17 protein-coding genes and 1 other RNA gene are annotated in these 23,413 nt (G+C 71.9%); 3 read left to right on the top strand and 15 right to left on the bottom strand.

The features are described 5' to 3' along the window. Positions 1–87: 87 nt before the first annotated feature. The 5 genes from OHO83_RS27450 to OHO83_RS27430 all read right to left on the bottom strand — a co-directional run bounded on the left by OHO83_RS27450 (position 88) and on the right by OHO83_RS27430 (position 6,524). Positions 88–1,035 carry a hypothetical protein gene (locus tag OHO83_RS27450; protein WP_330279852.1) on the bottom strand — a complete coding sequence of 316 codons (948 nt, stop codon included), beginning with the start codon at positions 1,033–1,035 and terminating at the stop codon, positions 88–90. 83 nt (positions 1,036–1,118) lie between these two features. Next, positions 1,119–2,408 carry an acyltransferase family protein gene (locus tag OHO83_RS27445; protein ID WP_330279851.1) on the bottom strand — a complete coding sequence of 430 codons (1,290 nt, stop codon included), beginning with the start codon at positions 2,406–2,408 and terminating at the stop codon, positions 1,119–1,121. Continuing rightward, the gene (locus OHO83_RS27440; RefSeq protein WP_330279850.1) at positions 2,405–4,579 is read right to left on the bottom strand and encodes a glycosyltransferase; all 2,175 of its coding nucleotides are present in this window, start codon (positions 4,577–4,579) and stop codon (positions 2,405–2,407) included. Before OHO83_RS27440 ends, OHO83_RS27445 begins: the two co-directional genes overlap by 4 nt. Next, on the bottom strand, positions 4,580–5,296 hold the full coding sequence (locus OHO83_RS27435) for a hypothetical protein (RefSeq protein ID WP_330279849.1): 717 nt from the start codon (positions 5,294–5,296) through the stop codon (positions 4,580–4,582). A 214-nt stretch (positions 5,297–5,510) separates the two neighbouring features. Next, a complete protein-coding gene (locus tag OHO83_RS27430; protein ID WP_330279848.1) occupies positions 5,511–6,524 on the bottom strand; it encodes a LysR family transcriptional regulator in 1,014 nt (337 codons plus the stop codon). Between the two features lie 83 nt (positions 6,525–6,607). Here OHO83_RS27430 and OHO83_RS27425 point away from each other — a divergent pair, with 83 nt between their 5' ends. Then, the gene (locus OHO83_RS27425; protein ID WP_330279847.1) at positions 6,608–7,864 is read left to right on the top strand and encodes an MFS transporter; all 1,257 of its coding nucleotides are present in this window, start codon (positions 6,608–6,610) and stop codon (positions 7,862–7,864) included. A gap of 13 nt (positions 7,865–7,877) precedes the next feature. Here the strand turns inward: OHO83_RS27425 and dacB are convergent, their stop codons facing one another. From dacB to ftsE, 6 genes are all read right to left on the bottom strand, one after another. After that, complete coding sequence (dacB, locus tag OHO83_RS27420; protein ID WP_330279846.1) at positions 7,878–9,497, bottom strand: D-alanyl-D-alanine carboxypeptidase/D-alanyl-D-alanine endopeptidase; 1,620 nt, start codon at positions 9,495–9,497, stop codon at positions 7,878–7,880. Between the two features lie 361 nt (positions 9,498–9,858). Continuing rightward, positions 9,859–10,228: a transfer-messenger RNA gene (gene ssrA, locus OHO83_RS27415) on the bottom strand. 148 nt (positions 10,229–10,376) lie between these two features. Further along, complete coding sequence (gene smpB, locus OHO83_RS27410; protein ID WP_266671091.1) at positions 10,377–10,919, bottom strand: SsrA-binding protein SmpB; 543 nt, start codon at positions 10,917–10,919, stop codon at positions 10,377–10,379. Between the two features lie 30 nt (positions 10,920–10,949). Next, complete coding sequence (locus tag OHO83_RS27405) at positions 10,950–12,104, bottom strand: S41 family peptidase (RefSeq protein ID WP_266671093.1); 1,155 nt, start codon at positions 12,102–12,104, stop codon at positions 10,950–10,952. A gap of 78 nt (positions 12,105–12,182) precedes the next feature. Beyond that, on the bottom strand, positions 12,183–13,100 hold the full coding sequence (gene ftsX / locus OHO83_RS27400; RefSeq protein WP_266671095.1) for a permease-like cell division protein FtsX: 918 nt from the start codon (positions 13,098–13,100) through the stop codon (positions 12,183–12,185). Between the two features lie 44 nt (positions 13,101–13,144). Then, positions 13,145–13,834 (bottom strand): cell division ATP-binding protein FtsE, encoded by a 690-nt coding sequence (ftsE, locus tag OHO83_RS27395; RefSeq protein WP_116512695.1) that lies wholly within the window; start codon positions 13,832–13,834, stop codon positions 13,145–13,147. A 291-nt stretch (positions 13,835–14,125) separates the two neighbouring features. On the opposite strand from ftsE, the gene OHO83_RS27390 reads away from it, so the two are divergent. Further along, positions 14,126–14,317: a hypothetical protein gene (locus OHO83_RS27390; protein WP_266671098.1), complete on the top strand. Its 192-nt coding sequence runs from the start codon at positions 14,126–14,128 to the stop codon at positions 14,315–14,317. Between the two features lie 74 nt (positions 14,318–14,391). Here OHO83_RS27390 and OHO83_RS27385 read toward each other — a convergent pair whose 3' ends face one another. The 4 genes from OHO83_RS27385 to OHO83_RS27370 all read right to left on the bottom strand — a co-directional run bounded on the left by OHO83_RS27385 (position 14,392) and on the right by OHO83_RS27370 (position 19,506). Then, on the bottom strand, positions 14,392–15,039 hold the full coding sequence (locus OHO83_RS27385; RefSeq protein ID WP_329434961.1) for a hypothetical protein: 648 nt from the start codon (positions 15,037–15,039) through the stop codon (positions 14,392–14,394). Between the two features lie 290 nt (positions 15,040–15,329). Then, positions 15,330–16,433 (bottom strand): peptide chain release factor 2, encoded by a 1,104-nt coding sequence (gene prfB / locus OHO83_RS27380; protein ID WP_116512692.1) that lies wholly within the window; start codon positions 16,431–16,433, stop codon positions 15,330–15,332. A gap of 77 nt (positions 16,434–16,510) precedes the next feature. Continuing rightward, positions 16,511–17,746, bottom strand: a complete 1,236-nt coding sequence (locus tag OHO83_RS27375) for a serine/threonine-protein kinase (protein ID WP_266671102.1) — start codon at positions 17,744–17,746, stop codon at positions 16,511–16,513. A 137-nt stretch (positions 17,747–17,883) separates the two neighbouring features. Beyond that, a complete protein-coding gene (locus OHO83_RS27370) occupies positions 17,884–19,506 on the bottom strand; it encodes a serine/threonine-protein kinase (protein WP_266671104.1) in 1,623 nt (540 codons plus the stop codon). A gap of 403 nt (positions 19,507–19,909) precedes the next feature. Here OHO83_RS27370 and OHO83_RS27365 point away from each other — a divergent pair, with 403 nt between their 5' ends. Beyond that, positions 19,910–23,242 (top strand): FHA domain-containing protein, encoded by a 3,333-nt coding sequence (locus OHO83_RS27365; RefSeq protein WP_330279845.1) that lies wholly within the window; start codon positions 19,910–19,912, stop codon positions 23,240–23,242. The last annotated feature ends 171 nt before the right edge of the window (positions 23,243–23,413 follow it).

Below are 23,413 nucleotides of genomic sequence, written 5' to 3'. Positions count from 1 at the left end.
GTGACCGGCGGGGAACGTTGCTCTCACCGGGCGCGTGGCCCGGCGGTGAGCTTCGCTCCCCGGCGTGCGTCAGGTCGTGGGCGCGGGTCAGGTCGTGGTGCCCGCCCACTTGAGGCTTGCCGAGCCGCCCTTGTCCCACTTCAGCGTGACCACGTCGTCGGCCTGCGTCAGGTTCGCCCCGAAGACCTCGTCGCCGGTGTCCTTGCCCATGCACTTGACGGCTATCCGGAACGCGCCGCCGCTGCGGTTCTCCCCGATGCCCGTGCAGATGCCCTTACCGCCCGCGTCGATGTAGGACACGCTGTACTTGCCCTTGGCCGTGCCGGTCGCGACCTTGTCGCCGACCGTGAGGGTCCTGGCCTTCTCGTCCTGCCACTGGCCCTGATAGCCGGTGGACCCGGCGGGCCGCTCCTCCGCCGTCCCCGAGGGATCACTCGGCTCCTCGACGGGGTCCTCCGTCGCGGGGTCCTCGGTCGTGGGCTCGTCGGAGGGCTCGTCCGACGTGGTGGGCTCCGCGGACACGGAGTCCTTCGCCTTCGGCTTGTCGTCGTCGCCACCGCCGCTCGTGGCGAGGAAGATCCCGCCGACGATCACGACGAGCGCGACGACCGCGGACCCGACGATGACGGCCGTCCGGCGCTTGCCACCGCTGCCCTGCGGGGGCGGGGGCGGCGGATAGGCACCCCCGCCGTAGGGCGGCTGCCCGCCGTACGGGGGCTGACCGTAAGGGGGTTGACCCTGCGGCTGGCCCTGCGGGGGCTGACCGTAAGGGGGTTGGGCGCCGTATCCGGACTGGTCCCCGTATCCGGACTGGTCGCCCTGGCCAGGCTGGTCCCCGTAAGCGGGCTGGCCGCCGTAGCCGGGCCGGCCCTGAGGTGCCGGTGTCGGCGGCAGAGTCGGCGGCGGGGTCGGCGCCCCGGCGTACGGGTTGTCCTGACCGCCGCCGGACGGCGACTGCGGCGGGGTGGGCGGCGGCCCGTACGCCGGGTGGTGCCCGGATCCGTCCTGCGGCGGCTGGCCGGGAGGCTGTGTCATCGGTCCGGGTCCCCTCGTGGTCCTGCGGTCACTGGTCGCTCATGCCCCAACCTCCCCCACCCCCACCGGCCGCACAACCCCGCCTAGCGACTGTGTGCCCGCTTTTTGACGCCGTTCGGCCACAGCCGCGGGCGCCGCTTGGCGGCCAGGTCCTCGATCCAGCCCGTGCCGAGTACCGCGAGGGCTATCAGCGGCCAGGTCAGCGCGAACATCCAGAGCATGTACGTGGAGTCGAGGGCACCGCTCCATCTCGCGTCCTGCATGAACGGCAGGTTGTACGCGAGGTCGATGATCGGCACCGTCGCCATGATCAGCATGTTGTGCCAGAGATAGATCGTGACCGCGCGGTTGTTGGACAGCGTGATGAGCTTGTCCCACTTGGCGAGGCGGCCGGGCAGCTCCTGCCAGGACGGCGAGTACTGGAGCAGGATGACGACGAATCCGAAGGACCAGGTCGCCTGCGCCAGCGGGATGTCGTTCAGGTCCCAGCCGTCCGGCCCGAGATGGCCCGAGGCCCACCACAGTCCGAACGCCATCACGATCGCCGAGCAGGACACGGCGAGATAGCGCGGCACCTTCGCGAGGACGCCCTCGTGGTGGGCGAAGCCGAGGACCCAGCAGCCGCCGTAGACCGCGAAGTCGGTGACCGCGTTCCCCGTCTCGCCGGGGATGGTGACGATGCCCGTACCGACGACGGCCGTCAGCGCGAGCGGCGCGAGCAGCGTCGCCCACGGCACCTTGCGGAACGCCCGGAGCAGCAGCGGGGAGGCGATGACGAACCACAGGTAGGCCCGCAGATACCAGAGCGGGCCCGCGGCCTGCGACGGCCAGGTGTCCTCCAGGAGGCCCGCCTTGTCGCCGAGGTGCCAGGGGAACGACGGCGCACCGACCGGCACGAAGTAGTTGAACAGACTGATCCAGCCCCAGGTCCCGCCACCGTCGGGGTCCTTGCCGGGGTTCCATCCGCCCAGGAAGAGGAGGACGAGGACGAAGACGCTGAACGCCCACATGGGCGGCAGGAGCCGGCGGACACGGCCCCTGATCACCCCGATCGCGGGCCGGCTCAGGGAGCGCGCCATCAGCGATCCGGCGAGCGCGAACATCACGCCCATGGACGGGAAGAGGACCGACAGCCAGGCCCACCCGAAGAGGTGATAGACGACGACGCGGACGAGCGCGATGGAGCGCAGCAGATCCAGATAGCGGTCGCGGCCCGGCTTCTTGGGCGCGGCCGCCTGCGCGGGCGGGGCGGGCGGAACGGGCGCGGGCGCCGGTTCCGGTGTGAACGGCACCTGCGGGAACGGCACCTGCGGCAGGCGCCGCGTCGGCTGGAACCCGCTCTGGCCGCCGGTGGCGGGAGTGGGATACGTCATGCGACGGGCCTCCGATCGTTGCCGCGCGACGCACGCTGACGCGGAATCGCCCCCGGCGCCTCCACCGCTCCGGTGCGCCGCAGCTTCTGCCAGCGCAGTCGGCCGCCGGTGAGCGCGGTGATCCAGGACTGGAGCAGCACGACGTACATCAGCTGCCGGTAGAGGATCTGCTGGAGCGGGAGTGAGATGAGATGGGTCATGCGTTCGCGGTCGAGCCGGAAGGCGTACGCCGCGCAGACGGCCTGGATGGCGAGGACGCCGAGCCAGGCGACGATCGTCTTCTCCGTGGGGCCGAACACGAGGCCGTAGAGCAGGAAGACGTCGATGAGGGGCGCCAGGAGCGGCGCGAGGACCATGAAGAGGGCGACGAACGGCAGGCCGATGCGGCCGAAGCGCCCGGAGGGGCCCGACTCGATCACGGAGCGGCGGTGTTTCCAGATCGCCTGCATCGTGCCGTACGACCACCGGTAGCGCTGGGACCAGAGCTGCTGGACCGACTCCGGGGCCTCGGTCCAGGCCCGGGCCTTCTCGGCGTAGACGACGCGCCAGCCGTCCCGGTGCAGAGCCATGGTGACGTCGGTGTCCTCGGCGAGCGTGTCGTCGCTCATGCCGCCGATGCGCTCGAGCGCGCTGCGGCGGAACGCGCCCACGGCCCCGGGGATCGTGGGCATGCAGCGCAGCATGTCGTACATGCGGCGGTCGAGGTTGAAGCCCATCACGTACTCGATGTGCTGCCAGGCCCCGATCAGGGAGTCCTTGTTGCCGACCTTCGCGTTGCCGGCGACCGCGCCGACGCGGCGGTCGCCGAAGGGCTGGACCAGCTCACGGACGGTGGACGGCTCGAAGACCGTGTCGCCGTCCATCATCACGATCAGGTCGCACCGGGCGTTGGCCAGGCCCCTGTTGAGAGCCGCCGGCTTGCCCGCGTTGTGCTGGCGGACCACCCGGACGCCCGGCAGGCGCAGATTCTCGACGATGCGGGCCGTGCCGTCGGTCGAGCCGTCGTCGATGACGATGATCTCGATGGGGTGCTCGCTCGACATGAGCGAACGCACCGTGTTCTCGATGCACTTGGCCTCATTGAACGCCGGGACCAGGACCGACACCGGTTCGGTGACGGGCCGCCCCCAGGAGAATCCGCGGCGCCGCACCCGCCGGGCGTGCGCCCCGGACAGGAGGAGCATCAGACCGAAGCGGGTGAAGACGAGGACGCCGATGACCGCGAGTCCGACGCCGAGCACGTCCGTCACGTTGTCCGAGGCCTCGACGGCGTAGATCCACGCCTTGCCCTTGGCCAGTTCGACACCGTGCACGGGCGTGTGGGCGCTGGGCGCCCCGAGCGCCTCGGTGAGGTTGACGAAGTCGTATCCCTGGCTTTGGAGCCGCGGCAGGAAACGGTCGAGGGCGGCGACGGTCTGCGACCGGTCGCCACCGGAGTCGTGCATCAGGACGATCGCGCCCTTGCCGCCCTTGGGCGTGGCGCGGCGGATGATCTCGTCGACGCCGGGGCGCTTCCAGTCCTCGCTGTCGGTGTTGTTGACGACGGTGATGTACCCGCGGCTGCCGATGTACTTGGTGACCGGCCACGACTTGTTGTCCATGGCGTCGGCGAACGAGGAGTACGGCGGGCGGAACAGCGAGGTGCGGATGCCGGCCGCACCGGCCAGGGCCGTCTGGTTCTGGGTGAGCTCCCAGTCGATGCGGCTCTTGGACTGGTACGAGAGGTCGGGGTGGTTGAAGGTGTGCAGGCCGACCTCGTGCCCCTCGTCGACCATGCGTTTGACCAGGTCCGGGTAGCGGGAGGCCATGGTGCCGGTGACGAAGAAGACGGCGTGCGCGTGGTGTTCCTTCAGGACGTCGAGGACCTTCGGGGTCCACTCCGGGTCGGGGCCGTCGTCGAAGGTGAGGACGAGCCGGTGCTCGGGCACGCTCATGCTGGTCTCGCGCCCGCCGCGGGTGTCGATGACGGGACCGCCCTCGAGGATCTTCTCGGGCACGTGATCGGTGGCGGCGGGCGGCTGGATGCGGTGGTCGGCGAGGATCTCGCTGTGCACGTACCCGCGGAGCATGAGCATCGCGAGCAGGGCGACAAGGAGCAGCGACGGCAGCAGATAGCGCATCGGCAGGCGGCGACGCGGCGCCCTGCGGTTGCTGCGTGGGCGGGAGGACATTTACAGGATGCCGCTTTCCGGGGACGAGGCCGCTGACGGTCCGGCCGGACTCCGGCTCGGGTCGACGGGCGATACGACGGGCGACTCGACGGGCGGCGCCGCGACGGTCTGCGTGCCGTCCTGGGCCGGGGAGTCCGACGGCTCGACGGGAGGTCCGCTGTCCGACGGGGACGGCTCGCCGGGGCCGGGTGAGCTGGGCTGCTCCGAGGGGCCGGGGCCCGGGTCGGGCGACTTGCCGGGCTTGGGCTTGCCGGGGCCGGAGGACGGCTTCGGGTCGGGCGACGTGCCGGGTTCGTCGCCAGGCTTGGCGCTCGCGCTGCTGTCCGGCCCGGTGGACGAGCCGGCGCCCGGCTCGCTGGACGCCTCTCCCGTGCCGGAAGCGCTGGGATCGGCCGTGACACCCGCCGAGGAGGACGGCCCGGCCGCCGGGTCGGCCGGCAGCGGCGACGTGTCCACCTTGCCGGCGGGCTTGTCGCGGCCCTCGCCCTGGATGGGCAGCCAGGGCGCGCTCGAGTTTCCGGAGAGCAGCGTCGCCACGATGACCACGGCGTAGACCGCGCAGATCATCCCGACGATCGCGCCGAAGCGGCGGTACCTGCGGTTTCGCCGGCCCGAGTCGTCCACGAAGACCGGGACTTCTTTGTCGGCCGCACCTTCGCGCCGAGCAGCGATGAGCTCGTCCAACTGGCGGCCTGCACCGTCGAGTTGGACCGTCACTTCATTAGGATCGTGAGTTTGCCCGGAACGGGCATTTTCTCGCCAATGTTCCACCGTACGCACATCCCCCCAAGGACATGAACATTGGGCGCGCGCACGACGTACCGAGCACTCGTCGTTCGGACCGGGCCCCCACCCGATCCGAGCGCCCCCCTTATCACAATGCGCTCGGACGACGAATGTAGCGCACGCGAGTGACAGCCGGGTCCAACCTTCAGTCCTGACTCATCATGATGAGTGCATCTATGGACGGAATCCAGGCGCCTGGAGGCTTACGGAGCCAGTCGTTCTCCTCCGCGAGCGTGGCCGCCGCCGCCCGGAGCGCGTCGATCCCCGGATGTACGAGCCCTTTCGGCCACACCAGCGACACCGGTGACAGGGGCACGGGGTCGGTCAGGGGCCTCACCACGGAGCCGGGCATGGCCGGAAAGTCCCCCGCGGCGAGCACCGGGGTCCCCGTCTTGGCCATGATCCGCCGGAACTCCTCGACGCCCACGGCGAGCGGCGCGGGCGGCGCGACCGCTATGCCGCGCCCCTCGAAGAGCCGCCCGGCCAGGTCGGTCCACTCCGGTGTACGGGGATTGCCCGCGCCCGCGTACACCGTCTCGCCCGCGAGCCGCGCGAGCGGCACGGCCTCCAGGGCGGCGAGGGGATGGCCGTCCGGCAGGACCACCGTCATCGGCTCGTACCGCACGGGCTGCTGCGAAAGGCGCGCCCGCACCGCCGGATCGAGCCCCGCGTACCGCCCGAACGACGCGTCCAGGCGGCCCGCGGTCATCTCGGCGGCGGCGCCGGTCAGACCGCTCTCGTAGCGGGCCATCAGTTCGCACTGGGGGGCGAACTCGCGGGCCCGCTCCAGGATGCGTTCGAAGACGAGGCCGGGGCTGTTCACGTCGACGAGCAGCGGCCGCACCGACCCCGCGGCCGGGCGGCGGGTGAAGGCGGCGAGCAGTTCGTCCTGCGCGTCGAGGACCCGCCGCGCGTACGGCAGCAGCCGCGCACCGTCCGCGGTCAGGGCGACCTGCCGCGTGCTCCGCGCGAACAGCTCGGCGCCGAGCTCCCGTTCGAGCCGACGGATGTCCCTGCTGAGGGCCTGCTGCGCGACGTACAGCCGGGCGGCGGCGCGCGTGAAATGCAGCTCCTCCGCGACGGCGAGGAACGCGCGCAGCAGCCGGGGCTCCAGGTGGGCGGGGGCGGACGGGCCGGGCGTGGCCGGCTGGACGGGCATCCGGCGAACTTACAACGCCGGCGCGTGAATCGGTACGGAGAAGGTGTTGGACCGGGCGCCCGGCCCACGGTGACGCTGATCACATGCCCGACGCGATATCCGAGCCCGCCACCGCCGACCTGACCTCCGCCCACGGGCCACAGCCCAGCCGCTCCCCGTACGTCCGCCTCCTGTCCACGCCCGGCGCGCTCGCCTTCACGCTCGGGAACCTCCTCGCTCGCCTCCCCATGGGCATGTTCAGCGTCAGCGCCGTCATCATGATCGCCGGGGCGCGCGGCTCGTACGCGCTCGCCGGGGCCGTCACCGCGACCGGGATGGCCGCGACCGCGGTCGTCGCCCCGTGGACGGCACGCCTCGTGGACCGGTACGGGCAGGCCAGGATCGCCGTACCCGCCACGGCCGTCGCGGTCTGCGGATCGCTCGCCCTGCTCCTGTGCGTGCACTACGGAGCACCCGGCTGGACCCTCTTCGCGGCCTACGCGGCGACGGCCACGACGCCCAACACGGGCGGCATGTCACGCGCCCGCTGGGCCCATCTCCTCAAGGGCGACCCGGCCACCCTGCACACCGCGAACTCCTTCGAACAGGCGGTGGACGAGCTGTGCTTCATGCTCGGCCCGGTACTCGCCGCCTTCCTGTGCGGGGCGCTCTTCCCGGAGGCCGGCACCCTGATCGGCGCGGTCCTGCTGTTCACCGGTGTTCTGGTCTTCGCCGCGCAGCGCGCCACGGAACCGCCCACCCATGGGCGCACGGCCACGAAATCGCCCCTCCGCGCGCGCGGGATGCCCGTTCTCCTGGCGTCGTTCCTCGCCACCGGCGCCGTGTTCGGCTCGATGGAGGTGGTCACGATCGCGTTCGCGGACGAGAGGGGCCACAAGGCGGCGGCCGGCGCGGTCCTCGCACTCCAGGCGGCCGGTTCCTGTGTGGCGGGCCTGGTCTACGGTGCGGTGCGGCCCGCCGGTCCCGCGGCGCGCCGCCACCCGTGGTGCGTCGCCGCGATGACCGTCCTGCTGATCCTCCCCCTGCTCGCGGCGCTCACCGGTTCCCTCCTTGCGGTCGCCGGGGCTCTCCTCTTCGCCGGTATGGCGACGGCACCGACGATGGTCACGGGCATGACACTGGTCCAGGCCCTTACCCCCGAGGGCCAGTTGAACGAGGGCATGACCCTCGCCGTGACCGGCCTGCTCGGGGGCATCGCCTGCGGCGCGGCGGCGGGTGGCTCCGCGGTGGAGCGCCTCGGCCCCACCGCGGGCTACGCGGTCCCGGCCGCCGCGTCGGCGTGCGCGCTCGTACTCGCGCTCACCGGTTACGTACGCGGCGTCGCACGCGACCGTACGTAGTCACCCGCCGCCGTCAGCACACCGCCGGTTTGCGCCACGAGCACTCCAGGTCGCCCTTGCGTTCGGAGACCGGCACGGAGCGCAGCGAGCGCGGCTTCACCGTCACCGCCGCGTCCGCGTCGGACTTCGCGAGCGTCACCACGATCGCGTCCTCGAGGGGCTTCACGGAGCCGACCAGGTAGTTGTTCTGGACGATGCTGTAGACGAGTTCACGCCCCCCGGCGTCCTTCACATAGCCGGAGAGCGCGGACGCGCCGGTCAGGGAGCCGGTCTTGCCGCGGGCGTTGAGCGCGGCCGGTGTCCCGCACATCCGCGAGCGCAGCGTCCCGCCGACGAACCGGTCCGGGTCGCAGGCCACCGGCAGCGCCTTGTACCAGTCGCCGAACCACGGCTCGGCGCGCACCGCGAGCAGCAGCTTCGCGATCTGGCCCGCCGGGATGCTGTCCATGCGGGAGAGCCCGGACCCGTCGGCCTGGCGCAGCCGCCCGGTGTCGACACCGATGCCCTTCAGATAGCCGCTGATCGCCGCGAGTCCGTCGTCCCAGCTCCCCGCGCGGCCGGTCGCCTTCGCGCCCATGGCCTTGGTGAGGATCTCGGCGTGCATGTTGTTGCTCAGCTTCAGGAAGGGGATCAGCAGGTCCTTCAGGGGCATGGAGTCGTGCGTGGCGAGCCGCACGGCGCCCTTCGGGGTGGCCCGCCCGAGCTTCGTGCCGCCGGACACCTTCACGCCGTGCGCGGCGAGCGCGTCGCGGAAGACGGAGGCCGCGTATCCGGTGGGCTCCCAGACGGTGACCCACTCCTTGGTGGTGTCCCCTCCGACGGGAACGGTACCGCTGACGGTGACGGTGTTCGTGCCGTGCCGCCGTTCGACGGTGAGGCTGTCGTCGCCGCCGGCCGCGACGGTCGTGGCCCGCACGTCGATGTCCACGTAGTGGGTTCTCGGCGTGACGGTGATCTTCGGCTTGTCCCCGGCCTTCGCGCCCGGCGAGGCTTCGACGATCACCGTTCCGGTGTCGTAGTCGGTGTCGGGCGCGACGCTCAGGGCGGAGATCTGCGCCGAGTAGTACGAGGACTCGTCGTCGGCGGCCCACGAGCGGCCGAGGCGCTGGCTGTCGAACGCGGTGTCGTCGGCGACGAGGCGACCGCTGACCGACTTCACACCCGACGCGGCGACCTCGGCGGCGAGCTCGTCGTAGTCCTTGGCGAGGGCGGTCGGGTCGCCGGTGCCGCGCAGATACAGATCGCCGTCGAGGACGCTCCCCCGCCGCCGCCCGTCGCCGAGCACGTCGGTGGTGAACCGGTAGCCGGTGCCGAGGAGTTCCGTCGCGGCGGTCGAGGTGAGGAGCTTGGTGTTGGACGCGGGCATCAGGCGTCCGGTCGGGTTGTGCTGGTAGATGATGTCGCCGCTCCTGGCGTCGGCGACGACGACGCTCGCCGCGCCGCCCTCCATGGACGGGTCGCCGAGGATGGTGTCCACGGCCTCGGGGAGGCCGGTGCTGTCGCCGTCAGCACCGGCCGGTGAGCCCCAGGTCAGGCCCGCCGCGAGCGCGACGAGGGCGGGCCAGACGAGGTAACGCCGTTGACGCGCAAGGGGATTGAGGAGTCGTCTCACAGGTCCGTCGGGTCTACTCATGCCTCAGGAGCATCCCGGATCGCGGCGCCCGGGGACAGGGTGCGTCGGCCGAGCCCTCACGAGTGCCTCATCGCGTGGGCCGCGCACAGGTTCACAACGAGGATGCGGGCGCCCGCGGTCCCGCCCTGCGCGACCCGCTCCCCGGACGACGGGCCCCGTGCCCGATCCCCGTGACGCTGTACGCCGAGTAGCACGTCGGGCACGTAGCGGTACAACTTGGGGGCGCCGGGGTCGGTCCCCAGGCCGGTGACTTCCAGGATCGCCGCGGCGGCGGCGATCCGTTTCCTGCCCGCGCCCCGAGCCGGTGGCACGACGAAGGCCCGGCTGCATCGCAGCCGGGCCTTCGTCTCACATGGGAATTCTGTGGAGATGGCGGGAATCGAACCCGCGTCCAACGGTGCAGAATCAGGGCTTCTCCGTGTGCAGTTCGCTTCGATTTTCTCAGCCCCGGAGATCACGCGAACAAGTCTCCGACGGGCTCAGTCACTGTTTGATTTCCTTCTAGGCCCCGTGACCGGGCTTAGAAGTTTAGATCCCTTGATGATGCCAGGATCCGGGTCGGGATCACCCCCGGGCTGACACTTCGCAAGTCGCTACTTAGGCAGCGAGGGCGAAGGAATCGCGCTTGGTGTTGGCGATTATAGGTTGCGACATATGGTTAACGAGATCATTGCCGCTTCCTCGACACGCTTCCCCTGCTTCGACAGCCGCTGTCGAAACCGATCATCCCCATGTTGATTTTTCAAAATGTGTCCCGTCACCAGCGGGACAAGACCCATCGTACGTGACCAACGGTCGACGGGGCCAGCTAATTCCCGGCGCGGGCGGCAAGGGCGGACCGAACCGGACCCACCGGACCTGCCGGACCCGAGCGGAGCGTCAGCGCTCCCGCGCCCGCTGCCGCCGCTTGGCTGCCGCGATGGCACGGTCGGAGTCCCGCCGGTCCTGCTGCTCACGCAGCGTCTGCCGCTTGTCGTACTCCTTCTTGCCCTTGGCGAGCGCGATCTCCGCCTTCGCGCGGCCGTCCTTGAAGTACAGGGCGAGCGGCACGATCGTGTGACCCGTCTCCTGGGACTTCGACTCCAGCTTGTCGATCTCCTCACGGTGCAGGAGCAGCTTGCGCTTGCGGCGCACGGCGTGGTTGGTCCAGGTGCCCTGGCTGTACTCGGGGATGTGGGCGTTGTGCAGCCACGCCTCGTTCCCGTCGATCTGGACGAAGCCGTCGACCAGCGAGGCGCGGCCCTGCCGCAGTGACTTCACCTCGGTGCCGGACAGGACGATGCCCGCCTCGTACACGTCGACGATGGCGTAGTCGTGCCGGGCCTTCTTGTTCTGCGCGACGATCTTGCGCTTGCCGTCCTTGTCCTTGCCGGACTTCCCGGACGCGCCCTGCTTGGGCTGTGATTCCTTCGGTACGAACATTCCCTTAGACATAGTGCGGCCATTTTCGCACTACGAGGGGTCCCCGAGGCCACTCAATACTGTCTCGGCCCGCTGCCGGGCGCCCTCGTCGGCCTCGAGGTCGGGGGTGATGCCCCGGCCGTCGACGCTGCGGCCGGTCGGGGTGCGGTAGTGGCCGACGGTCAGCTCGGCCACGGAGCCGTCGGGAAGCCGGCTCGGCATCTGGACCGAGCCCTTGCCGAAGGTCTTCGATCCCACGACGACCGCGCGGCCGCGGTCCTGGAGGGCCCCGGTGAGCAGCTCCGCCGCACTCATCGTGCCGCTGTCGACGAGCGCGACCACCGGTCTGGAGGTGTCGCCGCCGCGCTCGGCGTGCAGGGCGCGCTGGTGTCCTCGTACGTCGTACGTCGCCACGAGCCCGCCGTCGAAGAACGCCGACGCCGCCGTGACCGCCTCCGTGACCAGGCCGCCCGAATTGCCCCGCAGGTCGAGGAGGACGCCGTCGCCGTGGGGGGCGTCGCGCACGGCGGACCGTACGCGGTCACCCGAGCCCTTGGTGAAGGCGGCGACCTTGATCAGGACGGTGCCCCCGGGGAGGCGGGAGACGGTGACGGGCTCGGTGGCGAGGTTCGCCCGGCGCAGGGTCTCGGTCCACGCGCGCGTGCCGCGCGCCAGGCCGAGCCGGACCGCCGTCCCCGCGTGCTCGCCGCGCAGCAGGGAGACGACCTCGGTGACGGGGCGGCCGGTGACGGGCCGGCCGTCGACGGTGCGGAGCCGGTCGCCGGGACGCACGCCCGCGTGCGCCGCGGGTGAACCGGAACCGACCTTCGCGACCTCGATCCGGCCGTCGGCGGTACGCCTGGCCCAGAGGCCGACGCCCGTGTACTGGCCGTCGAGCTCCTGCTCGAACTCCTTGTACTCGCCCTGCGAGTAGACCGCGCCCCAGCGGTCGCCGCTGCGGCTGACGGCCTCCTCGGCAGCCTGCGTGGGGGACTTGCCGTCGGCCATCGCCTCGGCGGCCGCGTCCCGCACGTCCTCGTGCCCGCCGCCGGTGGCCGAACCGGCCGGGCGCTCCCCCGACTTGCTGCCCTCGGCGCTCCACGAACCCGTCGCGACGCCGGTCGCGAGGACGCTCGCGAAGACCAATGTCAGGGCCGCCCCGCGGCCGAAGCGGCGGGGCCGGGAGAACAGCTCGGGGCCCGACATGACGGTGAGTCTAGGACAACGCGAAGCGCCGTACGGCTCGTTGAACCGCACGGCGCCCTGCAACTCCGGGGAGTCTTGTCACACCTTCAGGTACTTGCGCAACGCGAAGAACGCGGCAACCGCGGGCATCAGCAGGCCGATCGCGAGGACGAGCGGCAGCTTGGTCAGGACCGCGTCCCAGCCGATGAAGTTGATCAGGTTCAGCTTCTCGGAGAGCGCCAGACCGTGGTCGATCATGAAGTAGCGGCCCACGAGGAGCATTCCGCAGGCGACCACACCGCCGATGACTCCGGCGACGGCGGCCTCCATGATGAACGGCATCTGGATGTAGAAGCTGGACGCGCCGACCAGGCGCATGATGCCGGTCTCTCTGCGGCGGCTGAACGCCGAGACGCGCACCGTGTTGACGATCAGCATCAGCGCGACGACGAGCATCAGCGCCATCACGGCGAGCGCCGCCCAGTTCATGCCGTTGAGGAGTCCGAAGAGGTTGTCGAGGATGCCCTTCTGGTCCTGCACGGACTGCACCCCGTCACGCCCGTCGAAGGCGGTCGCGACGACCTGGTACTTCTCCGGGTCCTTGAGCTTGATCCGGTAGGACTCCTGGAGCTGGTCCGGCGTGAGCGAGCTGGCCAGCGGGGAGTCGCCGAACTGCTCCTTGTAGTGCTTGTACGCCTGGTCCGCCGACTCGTGGGAGACCTTCTCCACGACCGGCATCTTGTTCAGGTCGGAGACGATCTGCTGCTTCTGCTCGGCGGTGACGGCTCCCTTGGCGCACTTCGGGTCCGACTCGGCGTCGCCCTTGTTGCACAGGAAGATCGAGACGTTGACCTTGTCGTACCAGTAGCCCTTCATCGTGCTCACCTGGTCACGCATGAGCAGCGAGCCGCCGAACAGGGCGAGCGAGAGGGCGACCGAGACGATGACCGCGAAGGTCATCGTGAGGTTTCGGCGGAGACCGACGCCGATCTCCGACAGGACGAATTGGGCGCGCATGGCGTCTGCTCAGGCCTTTCTCAGTGCTCTGGTGCTCACGGGGCTCAGTGCTGGTAGCCGTAGACGCCGCGCGACTGGTCGCGGACGAGACGGCCCTTCTCCAGCTCGATGACGCGCTTGCGCATCTGGTCCACGATCTGCTGATCGTGGGTGGCCATCACGACGGTCGTCCCGGTGCGGTTGATCCGGTCCAGCAGCTTCATGATGCCGACCGAGGTCTGCGGGTCGAGGTTGCCGGTCGGCTCGTCGGCGATCAGGAGCTTGGGGCGGTTCACGAAGGCGCGGGCGATGGCCACACGCTGCTGCTCACCACCGGAGAGCTCGCCGGGCATCCGGTCCTCCTTGCCGCCCAGGCCGACGAGGTCGAGCACCTGGGGCACGGACTTGCGGATCTCGCCACGGGACTTGCCGATGACTTCCTGCGCGAAGGCGACGTTCTCGCCGACGGTCTTGTTGGGCAGGAGCCGGAAGTCCTGGAAGACCGTACCGAGCTGGCGGCGCATCTGCGGCACCTTCCAGTTGGACAGTCGTGCCAGGTCCTTGCCCAGGACGTGCACCTGGCCGTGGCTGGTGCGCTCCTCGCGCAGGACCAGCCGCAGGAAGGTGGACTTTCCGGAGCCGGAAGATCCCACAAGGAAGACGAATTCGCCGCGCTCGACCTCGAGGGACACATCCCTGAGAGCGGGCCGGGTCTGCTTGGGGTAGGCCTTGGAGACGTTGTCGAATCGGATCACGGGTGCGCCTCGGTGCATCGTGGGCGTCGGGGGTAGGTGAGCGTGACCATACGCGAACCCGGCTGCGCGGCGCAGTCGGCGTCCTCGGTTGAGTGGTTTGTCCCGATGATTGCCCGGTCACAGGCGGGTCCTGACGGGAACGGAACGGGTCCAAAGGGGCAGCATCCGGGGAGGCGCGCCGAAATCCCCGGAAGCTGGCACAGTGGTAGGGGGAACGGTTGCGTTCCCCGGAGCGTTGTGCGGAGAGAATTACGCTGTGGCGGCTCCGCCGCGCGGGAGGAGGAAGAGCGCATGACCTATGACCGGCTGGTGTGCGCGAACTGCGCGGCGCCCGTGAGCGAGGGCCGCTGCCCCGTATGCCGGGCGAACCGTGAGCGACTTCAGCAGGAGAGCCCGCTCGCGGGTCTTCACCCGATGGCCCTGATAGTCCTGGTGGCGGTGCTCATCGCGGCGGTGGCGCTCCTCGCCCACCAGACCGTCTGAAACACGAGGAAGGGCCCGGAGCGATGCTCCGGGCCCTTCTCGCGTTACGTGCGGACGTGCGCGCCTACGGCTGCTCAGGCAACCGTGCGGCCGCCGCCGACGAGGCGGGGCAGCAGGCGGAAGCCGATACCGCCGGCGATCATCGTCGCGGCGCCGATGAGCAGGAACGTGGTCTCGGCGGCGCCGGTCTCGGCCAGCTCACCGCCGGACTTGCCGTTCTGGGCGGGCTGGGCGGCCGGCACGGAGCCGGTGTCCTGCAGGCTGTCCTTGCCCTGGCCCTGCTCGACCGGGTTGTTGCCGCCGTCGGGGTCGGTGTTGTTCCCGCCGCCATGGTTGCCGCCGCCACCGTGGTTGCCGCCACCGCCGTGGTTGCCACCACCGTTACCGCCGCCGTTGCCCGGGGTGGTCGGCTCCTCGGTGGGCTCGGTGGGCTCCTCGGTGGGCTCGGTGGGCTCCTCGGTGGGCGGAGTCGTGGACGGGGTCGGGTCCGGAATATCGGTCGGCGGCGTGTCCGACGGCGTCGGCTCCGGGTCCTCCTCGCCGCCGATGGCGACACCGGCTGCGACACCGTCCTCGCCCGCGTGCACCTTCACGCCGGCGCCCGGAAGGTTGACGCCGATGTCGAGGGCCGAAGCGGCGCCCGCGGCGGTCAGCGACGCACCGGCCGCGATCACCGCACCGGCTGCTATCCGCGCGACACGGATGCGCGTCTTCTTGGTCATCTGCCTGCTACCCCCAGTAGCTAATCGTTGATGGAGCAGCGCGCGGGACGGGTGCCGCCCGGGGGTAGTCGGCGACTGCTGGCCCGTCCCCCGGTGCACACGCGTCCCACTGATACGCATGCCGCGCGTCAGCCTTCCCAGTTTTCATGTCAGCGTCAAGGTCGTTGCGTACGTGATGCCCGAAATCAGGGGAGTTGGCAGACGTACGGACATGTGAATGTGACGTAAAAGGCAACTGCCGCCCGGTGGGCGGCAGTTGCCTTGTCGATAAAGCTGGAAAAGACCTGGGGTTACTTCTCCTGCTGCTTGCGCCAGCGAATTCCCGCTTCGAGGAATCCGTCGATCTCGCCGTCGAGCACCGACTGCGGATTTCCGACCTCGAATTCCGTCCGGAGGTCCTTGACCATCTGGTACGGGTGCAGGACGTACGAACGCATCTGGTTGCCCCACGAACTGCCGCCGTCCTTGAGGGCGTCCATCTTGGCCCGCTCCTCCTGACGCTGGCGCTCGAGGAGCTTCGCCTGCAGGACGTTCATCGCGGTCGCCTTGTTCTGGATCTGCGAGCGCTCGTTCTGACAGGAGACGACGATGCCGGTCGGCAGGTGGGTCAGGCGGACCGCGGAGTCCGTCGTGTTCACGCCCTGGCCGCCGGGGCCCGAGGAGCGGTACACGTCGACGCGCAGCTCGGACTCGTCGATGTCGATGTGGTCGGTCGTCTCGACGACCGGGAGGACCTCGACGCCCGCGAAGGACGTCTGGCGGCGACCCTGGTTGTCGAAGGGCGAGATACGGACCAGGCGGTGCGTGCCCTGCTCGACCGAGAGCGTCCCGTACGCGTACGGGATCTGCACGGCGAAGGTGGTCGACTTGATGCCGGCCTCTTCCGCGTACGACGTCTCGTAGACCTCGGTCTTGTAGCCGTGGCGCTCGGCCCAGCGCAGGTACATGCGCTGGAGCTGCTCGGCGAAGTCCGCGGCGTCGACACCGCCCGCCTCGGCGCGGATGTTGACCAGCGCCTCGCGGGAGTCGTACTCGCCGGACAGGAGGGTGCGGACCTCCATCTCGTCGAGCGCCTTCTTGACGGAGGTCAGCTCGGACTCGGCCTCTGCACGGGTGTCCGGGTCGTCCTCCTCCTCGGCCATCTCGAAGAGCACGCTCAGGTCGTCGATCCTGCCGCGCAGGGTCTCCGCCTTGCGCACCTCGGCCTGGAGGTGACTCAGCTTGCTGGTGATCTTCTGTGCCGCGTCGGGGTCGTCCCACAGGGACGGTGCGGCCGCCTGCTCCTCGAGCACGGCGATATCTGCCCTCAGCTTGTCGAGGTCCAGGACGGCCTCGATCGACTCCATGGTCGAGGAGAGGGACTTGAGCTCTTCGGAAACGTCGACGACTGCCACGACACCAGCGTAACGGCTGGGGCAAGTGCTCCGGTCCTGGTGGCCACGGGGCCGGGCCCGGGGCCCGCCGGGCCGCCTCAGGGAGCGGCGGGAGCCGACTGCCCGGGGTTCTTGCCGGGCGTCGCGTCCGCGTCGTCGCCGCCCACAGCCGCCCACGTGCCGATGCCGGCCGCCACCACCAGGACGGCTCCGGCCACGCCGAGCGTGATCCTCCGGCGCCGGGCGGAGGCGCGGTGGCGGGCCGAGCCGGGGCGGGGTGCTCCGGCGGCGCGAGGGGCGCGGGCGGTACCGCGGGCGCCGCCCGCCAGCTCGTCGGGCGCCGGCACGCGCATCGACGTGTGCGTGTCCCGGTTCGAGTCGGCCGGGGTCGCGCCGGGGACCAGCGGGACGGCGCCGCGCCGGGCGGCGGGCGCCTCGGGTGCGGCGGGGGCGGCCTCCGGCTCCGGGTCCGGCTCGGTGTCCGGCTCGTCCACGTCGAGGGGCGCCATCCCGGCGAGCTGGGGCAGCTGCTCGCGCAGGCGGGCCGCCAGCTCGGAGGCGCGCAGACGGGACGCGGGCGCCTTGGCCAGGCACTGGACGAGGAGCTGCCACAGCTCGTCGGGGATGCCCGGGAGCGGGACGACCGTCTCCGTGACGTGCCGGCGCAGGATCGCGCCGGGGTGCCCGCCGCCGAAGGGCGTGAACCCGGCGAGCAGCTCGTACAGGACCGTCGCCAGGGCGTAGATGTCGACGGCGGCGCGCGGCGGGAGGCCCTCGATGAGTTCGGGGGCGAGGTAGTCAGGGGTGCCGATGATCTTCGTGGCGCGGGTGCGGCGCGGGGAGTCGATGAGCTTGGCGACGCCGAAGTCGGTCAGGAGCGCCGGGTGGGAGCCGCCGGGACCGAGGGGGCCCTGCATGTCCAGGAGGACGTTCTCCGGCTTCACGTCGCGGTGCACGATCCCGGCGGCGTGCGCGGCGGCGAGCCCGTCCGCGATGTCCGCGACGATGGCGACCGCGGCCTCGGGGGCCAGGCGCCGCTCACGGTCGAGCCGGGTGCGCAGGTCGGTGCCCCGTACGAGGTCCATGACCAGAGCCAGGTCGTTCCCGTCGACCACCAGGTCACGGACGCCGACCACGCGCGGGTGGTCGAGGCTGAGCAGGGCCGTGCGCTCCTGGACGAAGCGGCCCACGAGCTCCTGGTCGGAGGCCAGGTCCTCACGCAACAGCTTGATGGCGACGGGCCCCTCGGGTCCCTCGCCCAGCCACACCGTGCCGGCGCTGCCGCGTCCCAGGATCTGGTTCGCGGTGTACCGGCTGCCGATCTTCCGTGCCAAGACTGCTCCTACAGACGCGTGTTGGCGCCCAAGCTACGCGGCTCGGGCGCCAACCATCACATCCGCGGGGGAAATCACCCTTCGGAAGTCGACAAATCTCCAACATCACGCCCAACGCCGGGCGCGCGTGGCTCACTTCAGTTGCCGGAGCCTCCGCTGCCGCTCCCCAGATCGCCGATCCAGCCGGTGACCGTGTCGTACCAGTCCGACAGCTGGGCCCAGTAACCCTTGCCCGTGCCGATCCAGTCCTGGAGCGGGGTGAACTCCCAGACGAGCCAGCTCACCACGAACAACATGACGATCATGAAGAGGCAGCCCTTGAGGCAGCCGAGCCCCGGGATCTTCATCCGGTTCGCGCTGCGCTGCCGCGGCTCACGCTGCGGCGCCTGCGGCTGGCGAGGCTGCTGCGGCGGCGCGTACTGCTGCTGCTGGGGCTGCGGCGCGTACCGCTGGGGCTGCTGCTGCGGCTGCTGCCGACGGGGCTGCTGGGGCGCGTACTGCTGCTGAGGCGGCTGCTGGGGCTGCTGCTGGCGCTGCGGCCGGCGGCGCAGCGGGTCGTCGTTCGGGTCCAGGTACTGGACCTGCGTCTGCTCGTTGCGGTCGCGGGCCGCCCGCATCTGGTTCTGCCAGGGGTGCGGGTCGTCCGGGTTCGCGCCCGGCTGGTGCGGCGGGACCGGCGGCATGACGGCCGTCGGGTCGGCCGCGCCCCGGTTCGGCAGGACCGAGGTGGGGTCGGCGTCACCCGTGCCGGTGGACTGCATGACGCTCGTCGCCGCGTTCGGGTCGTACGAGCCCGCGTTGCTGGGCAGGACCTGCGTCGGGTCTGCCGCGCCGGGCACCTGGGCGGGCGCCGGGTCCGGCATGAGGAGGGCGCCGACGCCCTCGGCGGCCGCGATCTGCGCGGAGTTCGCGTGCACGCCGATGCCCTCGGCGACGGCGCGCAGGCCGCGGGCGAGGTTCTCGGCGCTGGGCCGCTCCTCGGGGTTCTTGCGCAGGCAGCGCTCTATGACCGTCCACAGCGGGTCGGGCACCGTGGACGGGCGGCGCGGTTCGGCGCTCAGGTGCTGGTGCAGGACCTCGAGCGCGGAGCCCCCGGAGAACGGCGGCCGGCCCGTGACCAGCTCGTACAGCAGGATTCCGGCGCCGTAGACGTCCACCGCGCTGGTCTGCGGGCGGCCCTCGGCGGACTCCGGCGCGACGTACGCGGGTGTGCCGACGAACTCGTGCGTGCGGGTCAGGCCCGGGGAGTCGGCGAGGCGGGCGATACCGAAGTCGGTGAGCATCGGGTGCATCTCACCGCCGTCCTGCTTCAGCAGGACGTTCGCCGGCTTCAGGTCGCGGTGCACGACGCCGTCCGCGTGGCTCGCCGCGAGCGCGTCCGCGACCTGGGCGGTCAGCAGGGACGCGGCCACCGGGGAGAAGGGGCCGTTCTCGCGGAGGTAGCGGTGCAGGTCGGGGCCGTCGACCAGGTCCATGACGAGGGCGAGGAGCTCACCCTCGACGACCAGGTCGCGGGTGCGCACGATGTTCGGGTGCGTCAGGCGGAGCAGCACGGAGCGCTCGCGCAAAAAGCGCATCACGACATCCGCGTCGTTGGCGAGCTCCTCCTTGAGGACCTTGATCGCCACGGTCTCGCCGGGCTGCCCGGCGACGGCCGCCTCGGCCCCCGCGGTCTCCCGCTGGCGGGCACGCCAGACGGTGCCCGTGGCGCCGCGTCCGAGCGGCTCCTCGAGCAGGTATTTACTGCCTACCGGCCGCACGTCATGCGCTCCCTGCTTGCTGCGTACTGGCGTACTGCTTGGTCTTGCTCGTTCCTGGGTGTTCCGACCCACTGTAGTGCCGTCGAACAACCCACTGTCTGTTGATCTTCCACGACCCCCCGCCCGCCGGAGCCGCGTTCGACGGAAAGACGCTCGGGGTGGGCTGTTGGTTGCCACCGGCAAGAGCGTGAGCGGTCCCAAGCGGCATCATGCAGGCACTTTTGCGGGCAGAGCCGACCAATCAAGATCACTTACGGGTGGCCGACGGGCGTGTTGTCGGTGGCAAGTGCGAGGATGCCTCTCGTACTGGCCTACGTGCCCGTTGTGCGGTGGGGGATCTGCGGTGGGGTGACCGCGGTGCAGCCCCTTCCCGGGCGCCCGCGCAGAAGGGACCGCTGACGCGATGCAGATCCGGCTGACCGTCGTAGACCCCCTGGGGACGCGCCCCGACCCGCAAGGCCGCGCGGCGTCGTGCGACGTGCTGGTCACCGCCCCGGCGGGCACCGCGCTCGCCGCGGTGACCTCCGCCCTGGTGGCGGCCGTCGCGGGCGGTGAGGGCACGGCGATTCTCTACGCGGGACCCGAGCGGCTCGACGGGCAGCGGTGCACGCTGGGCGAGCCGCCGCTGACCGACGGTGCCGTGCTGTCCCTGGGCGTTCCCGCCGAGCCGGGACCCGAGATCGAGGGCGCCGCGGCGCAGCTCCATGTGGTGGCGGGGCCCGACGCGGGCGGTGTGCATCTGCTGCACGGCGGCGAGATCCGCGTGGGCCGCTCCGCGGACGCCGATGTCGCGCTCGACGACCCCGACGTGTCCCGGATGCACTGCGCTGTGACGCTCGGCACCGACGGCCGTGTGACGGTCACCGATCTGGGCTCGACGAACGGGACGACGGTCGACGGCAGCCCCGTCGGGGACCGCCCCTCCCGGCTCGCCCCCGGCGCCCTCCTGCGCCTCGGCGAGTCCACTCTGCGGCTGGCCCCCGAGGGTGCCGCGTATTCCTCGGCCTTCCCGGGTTCCTCGGGGCCTGTACTGCGGACGGCGCCCGACGGCGAGGGCCACGTCCGCGTGACCGCCCCGGACACGGGCACCTTTGAAGACCCCTCCGCCGACCCCGCTCTCGCGGGCGAGACCCGGCACACGTACGGGCCCGCCGTGCTCGCCGCCGGTTCCGGCCCCGTCGTGCCCGAGCAGGGCGGGCCGCCCGCCGTCGAGAGCACACCGCCCATCACCCCCGCGCGCGGGACACCCGTGCCGCGCGAGCAGCGCAGGCGCGGCGGGCTCGGCGCCTGGGCACGGCGCCTGACCGGCGGGCGCGCGGGCGAGGACGTGTCCCCGTACGACAGCGGCGCCTACGACGGCGAGCCGCCGCACGTCCCCGAGACTTTCGCACCCGCCTTCTCCAGGGGATCCTCCGAGGCGTGGCCCGACGCCGCCGCGCTGCTGCTCACCGCGCTCGGCCCGGGGCCCCGGCTCTGGGAGCGCGGCCCCGGGCACCCCGAGGCGCTCGCGGTGCGGCTGGGCACGGACGACCGGACGTCCCCGGACCGCACGGGGCTGCTGCCCGGCGTGCCGGTGACGGTGGGGCTGCGGGAGGCGGGCGCGCTCGGTCTCGCCGGGCCGCGGGCGCGGCTGTCGGGCGTGGCCCGTTCCGTCGTCGCACAGCTCGCGGCGCTGCACTCGCCGGACGTGCTGGAGATCGTCCTGGTCAGCACGGACCGGTCGCGCGGCGTCCAGGACCGCGCGGCCGAGTGGTCCTGGCTCGGCTGGCTCCCCCATCTGCGTCCCGCGCACGGCCAGGACTGCCGGCTCCTCCTCGCGTACGACCGCGAGCAGGCGGTGGCCCGCACGGGCGAGCTCCTGCGCCGCCTCGACGACCACATCGCCGACGAGTCGCGCCGCCCCGACGCCGGGACGGCCGCCCGCGCGGGGCAGCAGCAGGCCGGCTTCGGGCCCCTGGTGCCGAGGTCCCGTTCGGGTGAAGCGGCCGACGCCGGGGAGCGCGGTGGCGGTATGACCGCGCCCGGGCCGTACGGGCACGAGGGTGCGGGCGGCCGGTCCGACGCCGCGGCGGACGGCCACGGTGATTTCAGGCCCACCACGGACCGGGACGGGCGCACGTCGGAGTACGCCGCCGGGCACCCCGCCGCGGAGGAGGCCCGGCCGCCCGGGTCGGCACCGAAACCCGGCGCCGGGCAGCGCTGGACGGGCCCGCTGACCGTCCTCGTCGTCGACGGGGACCCGGGGTCGGCCGGGCTGCGCGAGGCCACCGTGCGGCTCGCGACGGAAGGGGGCCGGGCCGGGATCCACGTCATCTGTCTCGCCGAGGCCCCCTCGTCCTCGCCCTCGTCGCCGGTCACCCAGACCTATGAGATGGCGTGCGCCGTGTCGCCCGCGTTCAAGTCGTGCGGCGCCGTCGCGCTGCTCAGCGGGGACGTGGCGACGGCGCTACGGCTGATGCGGACGTCCCACGGCCAGGTCGTCGGGCACGGCACGGTCGCCGCGATCGACGCGGTGTCGGCGGCCTGGGCCGAGCGTTTCGCGCGGGCCCTCGCCCCCTTGCGCACCGACAGCGGCCCGAGCGAACCGCACCCCAGGGTCTCGGCCCCGCTGCCCCAGATCGCCCGCCTCCTGGACGAGTTGGGGCTCGCGCGGGCCACGCCCGCATCCCTGATGGCCCGCTGGGCCGCCGCCGGGGACGACACGGAGTCGCTCGGCGGGCGCGCCTGGGCCGTGCTCGGCGCCGGGCCGCGCGGCCCGGTCGTCGTGGACCTGGCCGCGGAGGGCCCCCATCTCCTGATCGAGGGCCCGGCGGGCAGCGGCCGTACGGAGCTGCTGCGCTCGATCGCCGCCTCGCTCGCGGCGGCCGAGCGGCCGGACCGGCTCGGACTCGTCCTCGTCGACGGACGGGACGGCACCGGCGGCGCCGACCGGGGCGACGGACTGCGGGTCTGCACGGACCTGCCGCACGTCACGACCCATCTGGCGGCCAACGACCCGGTGCGCATGCGGGAGTTCGCCCAGTCGCTCGCCGCCGAGCTGAAGCGCCGCGCCGAGCTGCTCGGGCGGCAGCACTTCGCCGAGTGGCACACCCAGCGCGAGGTGTCGGGCCGGATGGTCTCCCAGCGCCCCGCGCCGCCCCGCACGTCCGACCAGGGCGCCGGGGACCTGGAGGCGCCGCCCAGCTCGACCATGCGCCTGCGGCCCGCCGCCGCCCGCAAGGAGGCCGACCCGGCGCCGCCCCTGCCGCGGCTCGTCGTCCTGGTGGACGACCTGGACGCGCTGCTCTCGCCGCCGCTCGGCTCGCCGGGACGGCCCGCCGCGGGATCCGTCGTACGGGCCCTGGAGGCCGTCGTCCGGGAAGGCGAGCGGCTCGGGGTGCATCTGGTCGCGGCCCGCGCGTCCGGTTCCGAGCCTGCGTGGGGTGTGGCGCTTCGGGTCGCGCTCGACGCCCCGCCGGCCGGCCCCGACGACCCGGCGCCCGGCCGCGGCCGGCTCTCCGGCGCCGATGGACGGGAGCTGGCGTTCCAGGCGGGCCGGGTCACGGGGCGCATCCCCCGTACGGCCACGCAGCGGCCCACGGTGGTGCCGCTCGACTGGACGCGGATGGGTGACCCGCCGACCCGGCGCCCCGTGAGGGAGTTGGGGAACGGGCCGACCGATCTCGCCCTGCTGGCCAGCGCGTTGGAGCGGGCCGCCCGTTCCGTCGCGGCACGGGAGGTGCCGTCCCTCCTGTGACGGCACGTCCGGCGGGACGGCCCGGGAATTCCCAACTCCCCATGTTCAGAGCCGACATCACGACCCCGTCACGATCTTCGAGCCGACCCGGCAGGCGCCCTTGCCGGGTGTCCCCGGCCGGGCGTAGAACCAGACGCCACGGCACAGCGCACATACGTACGTTCAGCGTTC

Origin of the sequence: Streptomyces sp. NBC_00569 (assembly GCF_036345255.1) — a bacterium.
Lineage (GTDB): Bacteria > Actinomycetota > Actinomycetes > Streptomycetales > Streptomycetaceae > Streptomyces.
This window is presented reverse-complemented; position numbering and strand designations above follow the sequence as displayed.